Genomic DNA, 16947 nt, shown 5'->3' on the forward strand with positions numbered 1-16947 from the left:
GGCTGGTTTTATTTGTATGATGAATAATCGGTAAGCTTCTATATTTTATGCTCACTCTTTTATTTAATTTATTTTTATTGATATACATCAAAAAAAATAATTACCGCATTATATATCGGTCATAGTTGACCGCAAGATTTTTTTGCATTAGATCACACTTTCACTTGTTTTAGTTAACTTAAAATACTCAATTGTAACAACAAAATTCGAGTTCTATTTAAAAGACAACCACGTTAAAAAATTAAAGAACTTACATGTTAACAGGACAGGCACCGATTCATTAACGGGACAGGCACCAAAAAGTAATGACTTTGACGTAACAACTAAAGGGACAGGCTCTCAACTAAAGGGACAGGCTCTAATAAATTGAAAATGGTAATATGCAGGAATTTAACTAATGGTTATTGAATCGAATTCATATTAAATTGTAGCTAAAATATTTAATATTATTGTACTACTTAAAAAATATGATTGTACATATAAAGATAGCCTCATATTTGAGGCTATCTTTATAATATTATTTATATAATAACGAGTATTACCTAAGATTGTTTAAAGGCTTTAATTGCTTGTAAATGTTGAGAGATTTTTTTAAATTTATGTTCTTGAGTTTCGTCCCAAATAATATCGTAATAATCTTTTAAGGCTTCAGCCGTAGCGTCACTATTGAGTAATTCATCTGATTTAGAAAGAATAACCAAACAGCGATTTTTATTTTTTATACGGTATTTTTCGACACATTTGGTCGCGATATCATCATACTCTTCAGGGCGATCGATTTTACCCATCATATTAGTGGCAGGATAAAGGTTTGGATTGAAAATAACTTGTTTGATACCACATAAAAAACCGATTCGTTCAGACCAAAATCCACCGAGCCCCACACCACAAATAATTGGATGAGGGTCATCAGCTTGCTCTATCGCTTTATGCACTTCTTTTAACAAATGTGCCATATCATGTTTAGGGTGAAGCGTACTGTAACTAATAAAGCGAACATCGTCGTCAATAAACTGGAGTTGAAGTACTTTCTCGTGATTGCCTGGGCTTGTCGAATCAAAACCGTGTAAATAAATTATCATGGTACTCCCCTTTCCTTGTCGGTTCGATGATAGATCTACTACGAATTATATTAAGTTTAGTCATTTTTCACATAAAAAACCACTAAAATCAAAGGGTAAATTAATTATCTACAACGATGCTTCAATTCGCATCGCTTGCTGTAAATAATTTACATCTTGCCACATCTGATAACCAATTAAATACCACAGCATCGCCATCATTCTGTTTCTCGGTATCCATTGATTAACGCTATCTATCCAGTGGTCGATTTTGTCAATTCTTCTTCTCTGACAATAGTTCGCGACACTAGTGGCTATGTTGTGGTCGGACAATTCAATGGTCATGGCAAGATCCATGCGCGGATCACCTACCGCAGCATACTCCCAATCAATAATTCGAAGACCTTGTTTTGTGATTACTATATTGTAACTAGCTAAATCGAAATGACATAATACTGGCTCAACAGTAGGTATTGAGGGTAACGTTCTGTACTGATTATATACTTTCTGTCGATTGGCGGTTTTAAATTCTGGGTTAAGCTTATGCCAATAGCCATCGACTTTGGCAGTAAATGAGAACAACGGCAGTGATTTATCATGGAGTGTTACGTCATGAATACTACAAAGCGCTTGAATAAGTTGTGACTCGGTCAATGTCTTTTCGCTAACGCGGCCTTCTATCCATTCAACCAGTAAACCTTGCTCACTTAGGTAAATAGGGTCAGGAGCAAAACGACACTCTTTAAGCGCTTGTAATACTTGATATTCTTTCTGTCTAGAAACAGAAAAATAAAATAATTGATTAGAAACTGAACGCCAAACATATGGAACATTGGTGTGTGAGGTGATTTTCCAACACCTATTTGTTAGTCCTCCTGCTAATATTTCGGCCATTTTGGGAGGAAAACCAAAAAAGCGCTCCAGTGAAAGCAACGACCCATCAAGCGATTTAGCTTCATTCCATGTCATTTTCACGGAGAGTCCTCTTTTTAACAAATAAGCTTCTAATCAAGTAGTTTTCAATAAGCTATTACAATAATCAGATCGTTACAGACTAAAAGAGCTTTACTAACATATTTTCAACAATAGGTTTAAAACCCGAGTAAACTCTTAGATTCATTTTTACGAATTTCAGTCTCATCAGCCCATTCAAGTAACCCTGTTTCTAAATCCATTAAACGCATGGTCATTTTATAGTAAACATCTTTGTCGCTGCCTGATTGTTTTACGATACTGGCTAAATTTCCATACAACATATATTGAGCTCCAACCATTTTACCAAACTGAATGGCACTACTTTGGTCGACTAGCTCGTCGTTATTTTGAAAATCCAATTGTGTACGTACTGACTCTACTCGCTCCATATCAACAAAGCGAAATTTACCTGAATTTAGCATTTTAGTGCTCATTGAATCAGTAATAGATTCCGTATCAATATGCTCACTGGTTTTATTTTTAATGCGTTCAACAAATACAATCGGACGATTATTTTGGGTAATCGCTGCAACCGACCCAGAGGTCAGCATGCTATCCACCATTTCTCCAGCAATTTTTTGCAAATCAGTCGATCCAAAATCAATGGTAGTGGTTTCCGCTTCTTGTGCGTCACCATAACTCACTTTATTTGAACAACCGCCTAAAATAACCAACAGTCCAAGTAGCGCTATAACACCTTTCTTCATTTTTTATCCTTACTTATTTGCTTCACGTATTTGAACACGGAATTGTTTGCCAGTTGGATTAATCGACACTTCAGAAAACGATAGCGTCTCAAAACCCCTCACAATTTTTTGCTTCCAAGCCGCTTGATTGGTATTAACTTCTAGCCCATCATTGTCATACCAGTAAAAACGATATTGAATATGTTGATCGCCAGTATATTGGCTGGTTAAAGTAACAATACCACGCGCATGACCTTGTACATCTTTGGTCGCGATATTATCGACAAGCAGTCGCCCCCCAAGAACAGCATCACCAAACATAACATTTTGTGACTGGCCATCAATGCTCAATCCCGCAGAATTTTTTGAGCAACCAATTAAGGTCATGGCCACCATTAGCATCATCGCTAATTTCTTCATTACAAACTCCCTAGTTGCTTATGCCAAAACGTAGCGTTTGTTCCTTGTCTTGAGATCCAAACCAACACAGTTTTGCCTTCATCTACATTTACTTTGTAACTATTAAGTCCAAATTCCAACTCATATTCACCCGCTTCAACTATTTCGCTACTACTATAAACTTGTGCTGGTAACGTTTGCCAACTACGTGTATCGGGTTGTTCGGTTAATACATTCCAAACATTAACTAGCAAGTTTCCTACTTCATCATTTTTTGCTACTTCTTTACGAACCTGTTCTTTAGCAACCACTCGCAATGCCTGACGCAGTAGAATAGTTGGCATTCTCTCAGTCAAATCTTGTTGCGCCATTAAGTTAACATCAACTAATTTAGACTGACGCACTGTTTTTTGATTTATCTTAAGCGTAGCAAACTGTTTTGTAACCTGCTTTGGATAATAAGGGACAGACATACTAAAATATGACCAATTGCCACTGGTATAAATAGGCAAAGATTGCTTCCAACCTTGCTTAGCCGCAACGACACCATGTTCATCAATGACAATTATTTGTCCTCTACCTTGTTTTACTATGTTGCTTTGCGTTGAGACAAGTTGACCATATTGATCAATTAATTGAAGGAGATCATCACTCATTCCAAGTTTCTTGGCTACTCGCGCTGTACCAGTAATAATTTCACGGTTATTCGGCATAACCGCCAACGCACGTTTATAGTCAACATAGGCATTATTTAGTTCCCCTGCTGTCTCATAAAGTAAACCAGAAAGGAACAATAAGTAACTATTTTGCACCGCTTGTAATTGCTCTCCAGCATCGGGATATTGAGACAAAATAGAACCAAGATTAGGGCTCAAACCATCTTTTGTTAGTTGCTGTTGCGCAGCAGCTAAATCTGCTTCTCTGGTTTTCTTCGCTTGCTCTTGCACCAGATTGGCTTTACGTATTTCAACTAATGCGCCTTCTAAAGCGTTTTCTTGTAGATAATTGAGCGCTAAATACAAATGCAAAAAGCCAACTTCATAGTCAGCTGGATAATAGGAGGTTACGTTATCATTTGCAGTCAAAGACCCGACACTTGAAGCACTTTCACTCAAAGAAACAACCGCTTGTTCTTGTTGAACCCGAACGGCATATTCACTACTCTCGAGGAAAGCTTTGCTCTGTACATAATCTTGAGCAAGCAGATTAACTCGCCCCTTTTCCATATTATCCAGAATATCACCAGCAATAGAATCAGGGAGACTATCAGCGGCTTGTTGATACTGTCCGGAAACAACAGCAGAGTAAACCGCTTGATTTTGTATACTGTAGTGGCTAAATAAATTCCCCATAGAGAGTGAAGAACATGCAGTAACAACTACCGATAATCCTACCACTCTTGCCATTTGAAACGTTTTATTCAGCACAGGTTTAATGTAGATACATGATCTCATATTAAACAATAACTTAGCCAATTAGTAGCGGCCCTAATGGATGCCCACCAAGCAAGTGCATATGAATATGATAGACCTCTTGCCCACCATGCGCATTACAGTTCATAATTAGACGGTAACCATTTTCATCAATACCTTCGTCTTTAGCTATTTTTTTCGCCACAGTAAACATCCGGCCTAAGGTAAGTTCGTCTTCGAGTTCAATATCGTTCACTGTTGGGATTAACTTATTCGGGATAATAAGAATGTGGCTAGGCGCACGAGGACTAATATCTCTAAACGCGGTAACAAGGTCATCTTGAAAAACAATATCTGCTGGGATTTCTTTACGGATAATTTTGCTAAAAATGGTTTCTTCGGCCATTCTCTACTCCATTTACACCAATTATTTTTTTTAGTATGCGTTATAGATCATTAAATCACAATATGAAAACCGCATTCAAAGCTTCATTTTTAGACCCATCTGTCGATATATCATAATGAGGTATCAATCTCGGTTTGTACCGCATGCTATACGTATTATTAGTCGAGGTTGTTACCTAATAAAGTAAAATATTGGTAATACATTACTAGCTGTAAAAGGTTAACGTTCTGTCTATGGGGGAGTAAAAATGAAAGGTTCTGTAATAAAGCGCATGTATGCTGGGTTTACTATCATAGTAGTCATGTTTATTGCGACGATCTTCATAATGCTAAATGGAATGAGTAATATTCATACTATGTTTAGCACGGTTACTGAAAAATCACTTCCCTTGGTATCTTTGTCCAACCAAACCAGCGTACAGTTACTATCGGCAGATAAAGCATTCAAAGATTTTCTTACTACACAAAGTATTGAAAGAATGGAAGCTAATAGAAACAACTTCTCTATAGCCGAAAACCACTTTAAGCAAGTATTTTCTCAACTAGAACAGGCAAGTAAAAGCTACCCAGCTCTTCAAGCCGATATAGCTCAGTTACATACATTAGAAACCACCTATTTCAATGTCGCTCAAGAAGCGATGGGCAATTACCACGATATGTTCCTAGCGCAAAACCAAGTACGGACATCGACTCGTAACTTTCAACGGCTTCATTCTGAACTCACTATTGGAATGAAAGACTTTGTTGATGATCAAAGTAGTATTTCCATTAGATTGATGGCAAAAAGCTACTTTCTAAAATTAGAAAAAGCAGAAATCGTCACATCGGACGCGTTAGCGAGTTCAGATCTAGACTTTGTTGCTAACGCCTTAGCTGAAAATAAAAAGTCAGTGGCACAACTTAACTACGCTTATGATGCACTAGTGACTCAGCTACCTGAAGTTAAGAGTTCTTTCGAAGATTCCGTCGCTCAATTTACCAAAGATATTGGTAAAAATGGCGGAGTATTAGATGAGCATGCGGCTTTCTTAGTCGCACAAAACAGCCTGTATCAAAACATCGAAAATTTGGCCGAAGAGATCGACGCAACAATGGTGTTACTTAATAGGTTTAATACGGTAGCGGCAAACGAGCTCAATCAAGCATTGACTAACGCTCAACATATCTATATTGATGGACGTATACAAGCAATTATTATCGGAATTATCGCTGTTATCCTCGCGATAACAATTGGTTACAGATTGGCCCACAGTGTCAGAGAACCGCTTACTCGAATATTCCAAACATTGCAAAGTCTCGCTGATGGCGATATGACACAACGTATCGATATTCGTTACAACAACGAATTTAGCCGTGTAAGCAACCACATCAATACCTTAGCTGATAATCTACATACTATACTTCAACGTTTAAGCTTAACTTCGCACAACTTAACCGACGCATCAAATACCAATAAATCAACATCAGGTAATGCTCAAAATCAGCTGAATACTCAGCGTGAACAAACGGCGAATGTTGCCACCGCTATGACAGAGATGGCACATTCAGTCGCGGAAGTCTCGCAGAATGCACAAATTACTTTAGAAAAAGTTCTGCAAGTGGAACATGTCTCGGAAAGTGGTCGCCAAGTAATGAGTGACAATATTACGACTATCAATCAACTCGAAAATCGGTTAACCCAGTCGGTTAATGCGGTATCTGACCTGCAAAATATGAGCAGTGAAATTGGCTCAATTTTAGATGTTATTCGTGGTATTGCGGAACAAACCAATTTACTTGCCCTAAATGCAGCAATAGAAGCAGCCAGAGCAGGCGAACAAGGACGGGGTTTTGCGGTAGTGGCAGATGAGGTGAGAGTATTAGCGCAAAAAACGACCGAGTCAACAACGGTGATTGAATCCATGATAGGTAACCTACAATCTAGTTCTAAGTCTGCAAACCAGATCATTGAAAGTTGTATGGGCGACATGGAACAGTCAGTTACTCAAGCTTCCCATGCCAATGGATCAATGGAAGAGATCCAAGCGCTCATTTTAGAGATTAGCCAAATGAGTACCCATATTTCACATGCGGCCGTAGAACAAAGTGAGACTACAACAGATATCGCCCAAAGTGTTGAAGGTATTAATCATATAGCCGAACAGAGCTATCATGCTATGTCTGAAATTGCCGAGGTTAGCAGTAACTTAACCACAATTGCTGAAGAGCAAGAAAACCTAGTTAGTCGCTTTACATTGTAAGCAATCCTAATTCACTCGTTTTTCTTTGAAGAGCGAGGAACTAATTATACCTTGAAGACCGAGAAACAAAGGCGAAATGTTGAATACTCGCCCTTGTTTTTTAATCAGTTAATCCCATATGTTATATATTAGGCCAGCGGATCTTTTCACTTTCATGTTTATGCGGGCCGTTATTTATTAAATTTGTAAGGATGTTAGATGGCCATTCATGTCGGAATAATTGACAAAGACCCTATTCGCTTAATCACTCCTCTTTTTGATAAAAGAGCGATTTGTGAACACATCATTTTCATTGGTGATAAAACTCAGAAAGTAATTTTCCAACGGCTAAAATATGTACTAGACAAGCGTGATATTAAAGCCGAATTTTTTGAGATCCCTTCAATCGTTGACACCCCACTAATTATTAAAGCAGCTCACCAACTGGAAGAAAATCTTCTTCAACGAGGATCGACCATTAAGCTCAATGCCAGTTGCGGATTAAGACATCGACTGCTAACCGTATATGAAATGTTTCGACGCAACGACTGGGAGATTTTTGTCGTAGAACCAAATAGCGACAAAATATGTTGGATTTACCCAGAAGAGTATAAAGATGCCCAACTGCAAGACCATATTACAATCTCGGATTATCTAACCGTATTTGGTGCTAGAGCAGAATTTAATGAAACAGAAATATCAGAAAATTTAGATCAACAACTGTATTTACTCGGCCAACGTTGGGCAGGCAATGCTCTGGAATTAGGACCGGGTCTTGCTACGCTAAACTACCTAGCCACCACTTGTCGAAAAGAGCAAAAATTAGAAGTTGCGTTAACAGAGAAGCAACAAGGTTACCGTGAAGTTAACATGTTGTTATCTGATCTTGTCGAGACCAACCTAGCCACTTATGAAGACGGAGTATTAACATTTGCCAGTGAAGATGCGCGACGCTTTTCAAACGGCGAATGGTTAGAAACCTTGGTGCACAGTACAGTAAAACAAATTCAAGATGAATTGCCAACCATTCAAGATCATTCCTTAAATGTTCAGGTATATCGCCAGTTGGGCGAACGTGAAGTAAGAAACGAGCTCGATGTCGCCACTGTAGTAAACAATAAGCTGCACATTATCGAATGCAAAACTAAAGGTATGCGTGATGATGGAGATGATACCTTATATAAATTAGAATCATTACGAGATTTGCTTGGTGGCATACAAGCAAGAGCAATGCTTGTCAGTTTCCGTCCTCTTCGACACAATGATATTACGCGTGCAGAAGATCTCGGTTTGGCTTTGATTGGCCCTGATGAACTGAAGGATTTAAAAACTCATTTAGCCAATTGGTTTACAGATGCAGGTGGTCACGAAGAAGTCTAGTAACGGACAAAATAGTGACAAAAAAATAGAGACCAAGCTTAACACTTGGTCTCTATTTACTGATATAGATTAATTACCCTACACAAAATTTCAAAACAAGCTGTCAAAAAATCAAAGCTACAGCATTTTACGCGCAGCAGAAATAACCACTTGAATAGAGCGAGTTTCAGTCTCTTTTAACGTTACATGATCTGGAATTTCTTTTTGAGTTCGATTAATAATGACACCAGCAACACAACCGGCTTTTAGGCCAGAACTTGCGCACATAGTGAACAACGTTGCCGATTCCATTTCAAAGTTTAGCACACCCATATCTTGCCATTCTTGCATAGAGCCTTGGAAACGCTTCACCACTCGACCTGAGAACGTATCGTAACGTTCTTGACCTGGGTAAAAAGTATCACTTGATGCGGTAACACCCATATGCACTTTTGCACCTGATTCTTCAACCGCTTGTTTCATTGCTGCCGCCACTTCAAAGTTTGCTACAGCAGGGAATTCCAACGGTGCAAAATGGGTACTTGCGCCATCTAAACGAACTGAACCCGTAGAAACAATCATATCACCAACATTAACATCAGCTTGAATTGCACCTGTTGTTCCTACACGCAAGAACGTACGCACACCACACTGAGCTAACTCTTCTACCGCAATAGATGTAGAAGGCCCACCAATACCGGTTGAGCACACGACAACTGGAGTCTCATCCAACTCAGCTAAGTACACATTGTACTCCCGGTGACTTGCCAGTTGGATTGCATTATCCATTTCAGCTGCGATTTTAGGTACACGATCAGGATCACCAGGAATAATCGCAACAGTCGCGCCTCTAAGGTCGGCAGCAGTAATACCAAGGTGAAATACAGGTTGAGACATAAATTGCTCCTTTAATTGGCGCTAGCATTTTACTAAGCCAGAATATAGTCAACGTTCACCTTTAAACTGTAGCGAACAAACAATAAAAAGTTAGTGACTAAAATCACACATACAAATAATCATGAATGTCATGTTACATATTAATGAGATGTAGATCACACTATGTTCACATAATACAAATTATATTCAATGCAACTAACTTCATCTTATTGCCTACTTAACCTTGGAAAAAACATGTTTACGATCGCAATAACCTTAATGCATTTGCTGTAACCAAAAATGTTGCGCCACTATCGGCTAACACCGCCATCCATAAACCAGTAATACCCATAAGGCTCGTAATTAAAAACACCAGCTTTAGACCTAATGCTAGCGCTATATTCTGGCGAATATTAGCCAGCGTTGCTTGAGATAAAACAATAATGTCCGCGATATCAGTCAGTCGGTTATGAGTCAACGCAGAATCTGCAGCCTCCAAAGCAACATCAGTTCCACTCCCCATAGCGACACCAATAGACGCAGCTTTCATCGCTGGCGCGTCATTTATTCCATCTCCAATCATCGCAACATGACCTTCGCTCGTTAACTTTTGAATATATGCGACTTTATCTTGTGGTAGTAAACCCGCTTTGAACTCAACGTCAACTTGGTCGGCCACTGCTTTGGCACTTCTGGCATTATCCCCGGTAAGCATCAAAGTACGAATGCCTAATTGATGTAACTTAGCAATACCTTCTTTAGCATCATCACGTAACGTATCTTGCCATGCTATACTTCCTATTATTTCGCTTACTTGCGCTAAGTCTGTTCTAACAACCAAAACCGCCGTTTTCCCTGCTTGCTCTAAAGACTCAATTTGTTGTCTAACCGTCGAAGAAAGAGACAGTGTCACTTTACTAGGAGCGACTATTTGATACAAGATACCTTCAATAACCCCACTTACCCCAACGCCAGCAATCGCACTTTTGTCCTGTGCATCTAATAAACTCAGTTTTTCAGTAGTCGCATATTTAACCAAAGAACGAGCAAGAGGGTGAGTTGAGCCAACTTCTATTGATGCTGATATTTGGATAAGATCATTACGCTTAACATCTGCATAAACCTGCACATCTGTTACGTTTGGTTCGCCTTTGGTCAGCGTACCCGTTTTATCAAAAGCAATGGTTTCTAATCGGCCTAATTGTTCGAGGGCCGCCCCTCCTTTGATTAACGCACCTCTTTTTGCCGCCACCGCTAAACCTGAGGTAATAGCTGCCGGCGTTGAAATAACCAATGCACAAGGACAGGCAATTAATAATAAGGCGAGCCCTCTATATATCCATGTTTCCCACGGTTGAGAAAAAACTAATGGAGGGGTAATAATCACTAGCAAAGCTAACAACATCATTGCTGGTGTGTACCAACGGCTGAACTTATCTAGAAATCGTTCAAGTGGTGCTTTGTGAGATTCAGCTTCCTCAATTAAATGCAGTATACGATCAATCGCATTTTCACCTTGTTTAGACGTCACACTTAAACGAACAACTTTGTCAACCACAACTGATCCTGCCATGACTTGATCGCCCGCATAATGTTCCACAGGAAGTGATTCTCCTGTTAATGCGCTTTCATCAAAACTAGCATTAAATTGAACAATGCCATCCGCAGGTAATCGAGATCCCGGCGAAACTTCAATCATATCACCAGGAATCAATGTGCTTACTGACACTTCAACCCTTTCATTATCGATAATTTTGATCGCTTGTTCAGGAACTAACGACATCAGTGACTGAACACCGCTTCGAGCTCGAGAGGAAGCATACCCTTCTAATTTCTCACCCAATAAAAAAAGCAGTAGTACCATTGCAGCTTCTGCACTTTCACCAAGATATAAGGCACCTATCGCAGCACAACTCATCAAAGTTTCAATAGAAAATGGCGTACCTGACTTGGCTAACGCTAAGGATTTCTTCGCAATAGGAGCAAGACCTAAAAGACAAATAGCTACGAACGACCAATGGCTAAATTGTGGAAAAACGTTTTGTACTGCGAAGGAAAATGCCATCGCGGTGGCAAGTGAAATTACAGTAATATTTTGTTTAATAAGAGCGTTAGATGTGAACTCTGCAGGCTTAGAATTATAGCTCGTATCACGAAGTGTAAAACCATTACTGTTTACAACCGATTCTATTTGTTCTAATAACGACGTTTTATCGTATTTTACCACTAACTTTTCTGTAGCAAAGAGTACTTTCACCTCAACTACGCCACTAAGACCGACCAAGGCGCTTTCAATTTGCCGAGCACATGCAGGACAGTCCATTCCCTCAACCTTCCAACTTTGCGTGTACAGTGATTGTGAGTTGATGAAATCTGACGTTTGTTTTGTATCTTGAGCACTACAATCGTTAGTTTTCTCACTAGAGCAACAAGAATTATTGCTACTATCGTGTTGACTATCATTGGCAAAAACAGAAGCAAGATCACTCGTATTACTACAACAGGTATCATTAATGCTAACAGAGTTAGAAACATCAATACTGTTGCAGCAAACATCACCGCTATCGGTACAACAATTGTCAGTTTCACTGGGAAGAACTTTAACGGCTGTAATTGTCGGATTAACATCCTTGTGAATTTTACTTATTATCGGAATGGTCTTAATTTGACAATTTTTATTCTTACTAACCATAGTATCTCCGTTATTCCACTTGGAACAAATGGCGTTTAATAGATACTGCAAGCATAAACCTTGGAGTAAACTCCAAGGTCAAGCTTTAATTGTTAGCATACACAAAAAATCATCTTAAACGGGCTAGAACCACATTTTGGTCAAGATCACCTTGGTATTCTGCATAATCCAGACCTTGGTCAAAAATAAACTCAGTCACTAGTGTTCTCGCTCTTTCACGCAAAACTTCTGCACTCCAAGGTTTTTCAAAATAACTTTCAATTCTGGCCAGATTAATGGCGGTAATCGTATCTTGATGCGTAGCTTGACCCGTTAACAAAATTTTCTTCGTAGCCGAAAACCGCTGGTCTTTAGATATTTCAGTTAACAACTCCACTCCTGTTTTTCCAGGCATTACATGATCAGAGATAACCAAAGCAACAAATTCTCCTTCAGAATCAAATTCATCCATCAATTCTAATGCCTCATCAGCTGATTCGCAGTCTTCAATGTTTAACCAAGTACTTAGTGGAGCAAGATCTTGTAATACCGCACTTAACACTTCTCGCTGGTCGTCTACACATATCAGGTTTAACTTGTCCATATTATTCCTCGACAGGTAATTTAATTCTAAAAATGGTTTTATCTACACTGCTCTTAACAGCAATACTTCCGCTATAACCACTAACAATTCGGCTGACGATTGAAAGCCCAAGCCCTAAGCCAAAAGACAGCCCGCCTTTTTTAGTTGTAAAATTGGGTTGAAAAATCTGCCGTCTCGTCGACTCATTCATTTCTGGCCCATTATTCGATATCGTGATTAAAATACGTTGATTAACGTAACGCGTCGCAATATCTATAACCGGCTCAGGCGTTTGTTCCATCGCATCACACGCATTTTTTATTATATTGGTCCATATTTGTACTAGTTCAGTAGAAGAACCTTTAAACTTTGGCAACTTAGCAGGGCTTAAATGGACCTTTATTCTTCGTAAATCACTTTGTAACAATGCAAGTGCTTTATTAATTGATTCATTAATATCAAGCCATTCATCAGTATCGATATCAGTTCGTCCAAGTTGCTTAACCGATTTAACAATGCCAACAGAATGTTTTGCAGCCAAACGCATGTCATGCAAATCGCGACCAATTTCCCAATAACGAATCGCTTGAGTTGGATTGTCTAACCACTCTTTTGGAACGTCTCCACGAGGTACTGCTCGTGCAATAGATTTGGCCAACGGTTTAGAAATAGCAAAGCGTGTTGTTAACTCGCGCGCTCGTTGACGTATTTCACTAGAACTAGCAATCTGTCCTTGAGCTAACCCTTGCTGCAAAAAAACATCAGCTTCTGGATGACACTCCTCTAATAGCTGAAAAATGACCGATTGCATTCTTTCTGTCTTACTATTAAGCACTCCTACCGCATTGTTCAATTCATGAGCAATACCCGCAGCCAATTGCCCTAACGTAGTCATCTGCTCAGCAGTATAGAGTTTTTGCAACGCCTCTTCTTTTGCTATCGACTCTCGCATCGCTCTCATCTGGCGTCGCGATAACTCATTAACAATCACCGGAGTAAACTGTGCCGTTAATGGGCCATAGTATTCAGGTTCGACTGCAACCGTATTGCTATCAATCCAAGCTAGCTCTACGTCAGTTTTAGCCAACACAGTCGAGGACGCAACTAAGGTTTCAGAAAAAAAACTGTGCACGCCTAAAAAACTGCCTGCGGTACCATTAAAAACTTTGATCTGATGTTCTGTTTCTTGGTCAAAAATATAACCTTCTATTTCCCCTTTCCAAACATAGTACAACCTTTCATTAGTCGAACTTTGCAATATAATTGACTCACCCGCCGCGACGGTTAACCTCCTTTCTGCTTGACTAAAGTAACATCGAACTAAACGATTGAGTTTGCTGTTATCCATAAATTACCCGATAAAACCAACAACGTTTAATATCCAAACTAAGAGAAAGCTACCTAAAACACCAATAACACCCATAATCACACCTACTTTTGCCATCTGACTACTTTCAACATTACCTGTAGCATGTGCCAGTGCATTTGGTGGTGTACTTATAGGTAACGACATACCTAAAGACGCTGCAAATGTAACCACTAAGATTAACGTCATTTCACCGCCTAAAGGAGCGAGAGATGTCATAGAAGCACCTAAAGCCGCCATAATTGGCATCAATAAGTTCGCTGTGGCGGTATGAGACATAAAATTTGCCATCGTCAAGCAAAGAAAAGCCGCACCAAATAAAACGATATAAGGAGAATAAGCATCAAACGGAATACTATGCACCATAAGCCTAGCTAGTCCTGTTTTATCTAACGCTAAGCCAAGGGCGATACCACCAGAGACCAACCACAAAACATCCCATGATATTTTCTTAAGGTCTTCCTTGTTAATAATGCCAGTAATGGAGAAAATCGCGACCGGAATTAAAGCAACAGTGTAAGAGTTCATGCCATGAATCGACCCCATCAGCCACAATAAAATCGTTAAACCAAAGGTAATATATACCGTTATCGCTTTCGGTGTTTTTAGAAATTTCCCTTTAATATTCAAGTTAATTGTTTTTTGATTGGCGCCATATAGTTTGTTGATTAGCACCCAAGCAATCGCCATCATGATGACCACAAACGGCACACCGAAGGTCATCCATTCGCCAAAAGTAATTAAATTATCACCAACCAAATATTTGAGCGCAATAGCATTAGGCGGGGTTCCTATAGGAGTACCAATACCACCAATGTTGGCTGCAACTGGAATACAAAGTGCAAAAGCAATACGCCCAGGGTCACCTCTTCCAAATACCGCAAGTACTGGTGTCAGAATAGACAACATCATCGCAGTTGTTGCAGTATTCGACATGAACATAGAGAAAATACCAGTAATCAGCATTAAACCAAGCATGACAAACTTAGGATCAGAACCAAATGGTTTGAGTAATACCCGAGCAAGGTTTACATCTAAACGATATTTGGTAGCAGCCATGGCCAGAAAAAAACCGCCTAAAAACAACATAATAATTGGACTAGCAAAAGTTGCCATTATATCTTTGTAGCTAAGCAATTCTCCAAACTCGGGCGTTCCTTCCGCCAACCGGAAAAAAATAATACCTTTATCAGATAACATCAACAGCTCTAAAACAATAATCACAACTGATGTAGCATAGATAGGAATTGGCTCGAATACCCAACATAGAGCAGCGAGTAAAAATATGGCAATAACACGCTGTTGAATGAGAGTCATACCTTCGAATGGGAAAGCAGACAAAGGCAATATTAGAACAAATAGAGGAATGGCCAAAGGAATGAGATATTTCAAATACTGTCGCATAATGTGGTTATCTTTCCATCTTAGAGGTGACAAAATTAAGATCGGTAATTACCAATCAATCTACCTTCATTATGTGATAATTCGACTACTGTTTTTGTAGTGATAGATCAAACTTCCTTTAACTCAAGTATAAAAACCATTAAAAAAGTAGTGTTCCATGATACACATCAGTTTAGTTACCTATTCATCCTTTCCCCGAACGAGGACACACACCAAAAGGAACAGCCCCAAAACAAGACAGGCACTAATTTCAAGCGCACATTGGTTAATGGATACCATAGATACAAGTAGATACTAGGACACACACCAAATAGTATGAGAAAGCGACTGAGTTTCTGTCAAGCTTGTTCAATTTCTACACACTCAATTTCCCTTAAATACTCAGCTTGTTATCGTGGTACAAAACACATAAGGACCACCATGACCACAGCACGAAAACAACTCATTTCTTTGGAAGCTACGCCTTATTACCATTGCGTCTCTCGGTGTGTTAGGCACAGCTTCTTATGCGGTTTTGATACCGTCTCCAATATCAACTATGAGCATCGGCGAGAGTGGGTTGAGCATAAAATACAAGCGCTGACTTATACTTATTGCGTTGATATTTGTGCTTATGCCGTGATGCATAATCACTATCATTTAGTCGCGCATATTAATCAAGACAAAGCGAAAGCGTTGTCTCAGCGAGACATTGTTCAACGATGGCAGCATCAACATAAAGTGCCCGTGTTAATTCAACGTTGGTTGAAAAATCAGTTAACCTGCCAAGCGGAGCAGAAAAAATGTGACCAAATAATTGAAGTATGGCGTGAACGATTATGGTCCTTAAGTTGGTTCATGAAAGAGCTCAACTACCATATCGCCTGTAAAGCGAATCAAGAAGACCAATGCACCGGTCACTTTTGGGAAAGTCGGTTCAAAAGCCAAGCTTTGCTGGATGAAAAAGCCCTCGCAGCTGCAATGGCGTATGTCGACTTAAATCCAATTCGTTCTGGCTTAGCAAAAACAGTTGAAACATCGGAATACACTTCCATCAAATGTCGGTTAGAGGCATTGAGTAAGAACCGCTATACCGCACCGTGTTTGCATCCTTTTATTGGCAATACTAACAACAAAATGATGAGTGGTCTGCCTTTCCGGCTCATCGATTACCTCGAATTAGTTGACTGGACAGCGAGGCAATTCCGAGAGAAAAAAGCATCAATGGATAGGACGTTACCATCTATTTTACAAAGGTTGAGTTTTAACCAGAAAAGCTGGTTGCATGCTTGCACTCGACTGGAACAAAAACGCTCAACAGCCATTGGCTCTGCGAGCAGCCTTATTCGAGCAAAGGCTGTATTTGATAGAAAAAAGATCCATGTATATAAACTAGAGTAACGCCTTAATACAAATAGCATCTCACTTCTTCATGCCAGTATAAAACTGGTCAATTTTGTTCCTCATTCTTGTTTAATTAGCTGGAATTTTTCGCTTCTTCACCGATTTATTCATTTTCATACAAATATGTAAACGTCATAGTAACCAAACT

General features: G+C 39.3%; 14 protein-coding genes. 3 read left to right on the top strand and 11 right to left on the bottom strand.

Annotated features, from left to right (window positions below; all coding sequences use genetic code 11):
• Window positions 1-542: 542 nt before the first annotated feature.
• The 6 genes from ycfP to hinT all read right to left on the bottom strand — a co-directional run bounded on the left by ycfP (window position 543) and on the right by hinT (window position 4939).
• Entirely contained in the window at window positions 543-1082 is a 540-nt protein-coding gene (gene ycfP / locus ACLKML_RS20075) for an alpha/beta hydrolase YcfP (RefSeq protein WP_413284721.1), read from the bottom strand.
• A gap of 108 nt (window positions 1083-1190) precedes the next feature.
• Window positions 1191-2030 carry a phosphotransferase gene (locus ACLKML_RS20080; protein WP_413285943.1) on the bottom strand — a complete coding sequence of 280 codons (840 nt, stop codon included), beginning with the start codon at window positions 2028-2030 and terminating at the stop codon, window positions 1191-1193.
• 122 nt (window positions 2031-2152) lie between these two features.
• Window positions 2153-2743: a penicillin-binding protein activator LpoB gene (gene lpoB / locus ACLKML_RS20085; protein ID WP_413284722.1), complete on the bottom strand. Its 591-nt coding sequence runs from the start codon at window positions 2741-2743 to the stop codon at window positions 2153-2155.
• A gap of 9 nt (window positions 2744-2752) precedes the next feature.
• Window positions 2753-3142 (bottom strand): YcfL family protein, encoded by a 390-nt coding sequence (locus tag ACLKML_RS20090; RefSeq protein ID WP_413284723.1) that lies wholly within the window; start codon window positions 3140-3142, stop codon window positions 2753-2755.
• A complete protein-coding gene (locus ACLKML_RS20095; RefSeq protein ID WP_413284724.1) occupies window positions 3142-4527 on the bottom strand; it encodes a COG3014 family protein in 1386 nt (461 codons plus the stop codon). Before ACLKML_RS20095 ends, ACLKML_RS20090 begins: the two co-directional genes overlap by 1 nt.
• Window positions 4528-4588: 61 nt before the next feature.
• Window positions 4589-4939 (bottom strand): purine nucleoside phosphoramidase, encoded by a 351-nt coding sequence (hinT, locus tag ACLKML_RS20100; RefSeq protein WP_413284725.1) that lies wholly within the window; start codon window positions 4937-4939, stop codon window positions 4589-4591.
• Between the two features lie 247 nt (window positions 4940-5186).
• On the opposite strand from hinT, the gene ACLKML_RS20105 reads away from it, so the two are divergent.
• Window positions 5187-7178, top strand: coding sequence for a methyl-accepting chemotaxis protein (locus tag ACLKML_RS20105; RefSeq protein WP_413284726.1), 1992 nt, complete (start codon window positions 5187-5189; stop codon window positions 7176-7178).
• Between the two features lie 198 nt (window positions 7179-7376).
• The gene (locus tag ACLKML_RS20110; RefSeq protein WP_413284727.1) at window positions 7377-8537 is read left to right on the top strand and encodes a DUF1887 family protein; all 1161 of its coding nucleotides are present in this window, start codon (window positions 7377-7379) and stop codon (window positions 8535-8537) included.
• Window positions 8538-8654: 117 nt separating this feature from the next.
• Here ACLKML_RS20110 and udp read toward each other — a convergent pair whose 3' ends face one another.
• From udp to ACLKML_RS20135, 5 genes are all read right to left on the bottom strand, one after another.
• On the bottom strand, window positions 8655-9413 hold the full coding sequence (gene udp / locus ACLKML_RS20115; RefSeq protein ID WP_413284728.1) for a uridine phosphorylase: 759 nt from the start codon (window positions 9411-9413) through the stop codon (window positions 8655-8657).
• A 238-nt stretch (window positions 9414-9651) separates the two neighbouring features.
• Window positions 9652-12084, bottom strand: a complete 2433-nt coding sequence (locus ACLKML_RS20120; protein ID WP_413284729.1) for a zinc/cadmium/mercury/lead-transporting ATPase — start codon at window positions 12082-12084, stop codon at window positions 9652-9654.
• A 109-nt stretch (window positions 12085-12193) separates the two neighbouring features.
• Window positions 12194-12667, bottom strand: a complete 474-nt coding sequence (locus tag ACLKML_RS20125) for a response regulator (protein WP_413284730.1) — start codon at window positions 12665-12667, stop codon at window positions 12194-12196.
• Window position 12668: 1 nt separating this feature from the next.
• Window positions 12669-13994 (bottom strand): ATP-binding protein, encoded by a 1326-nt coding sequence (locus tag ACLKML_RS20130; protein ID WP_413284731.1) that lies wholly within the window; start codon window positions 13992-13994, stop codon window positions 12669-12671.
• A gap of 3 nt (window positions 13995-13997) precedes the next feature.
• The gene (locus ACLKML_RS20135; protein ID WP_413284732.1) at window positions 13998-15416 is read right to left on the bottom strand and encodes an SLC13 family permease; all 1419 of its coding nucleotides are present in this window, start codon (window positions 15414-15416) and stop codon (window positions 13998-14000) included.
• Window positions 15417-15836: 420 nt separating this feature from the next.
• On the opposite strand from ACLKML_RS20135, the gene ACLKML_RS20140 reads away from it, so the two are divergent.
• Complete coding sequence (locus ACLKML_RS20140; protein WP_413284733.1) at window positions 15837-16796, top strand: transposase; 960 nt, start codon at window positions 15837-15839, stop codon at window positions 16794-16796.
• Window positions 16797-16947: the final 151 nt, after the last annotated feature.

The sequence above is a fragment of the Vibrio sp. MA40-2 genome, assembly GCF_047302445.1.
GTDB lineage: Bacteria > Pseudomonadota > Gammaproteobacteria > Enterobacterales > Vibrionaceae > Vibrio.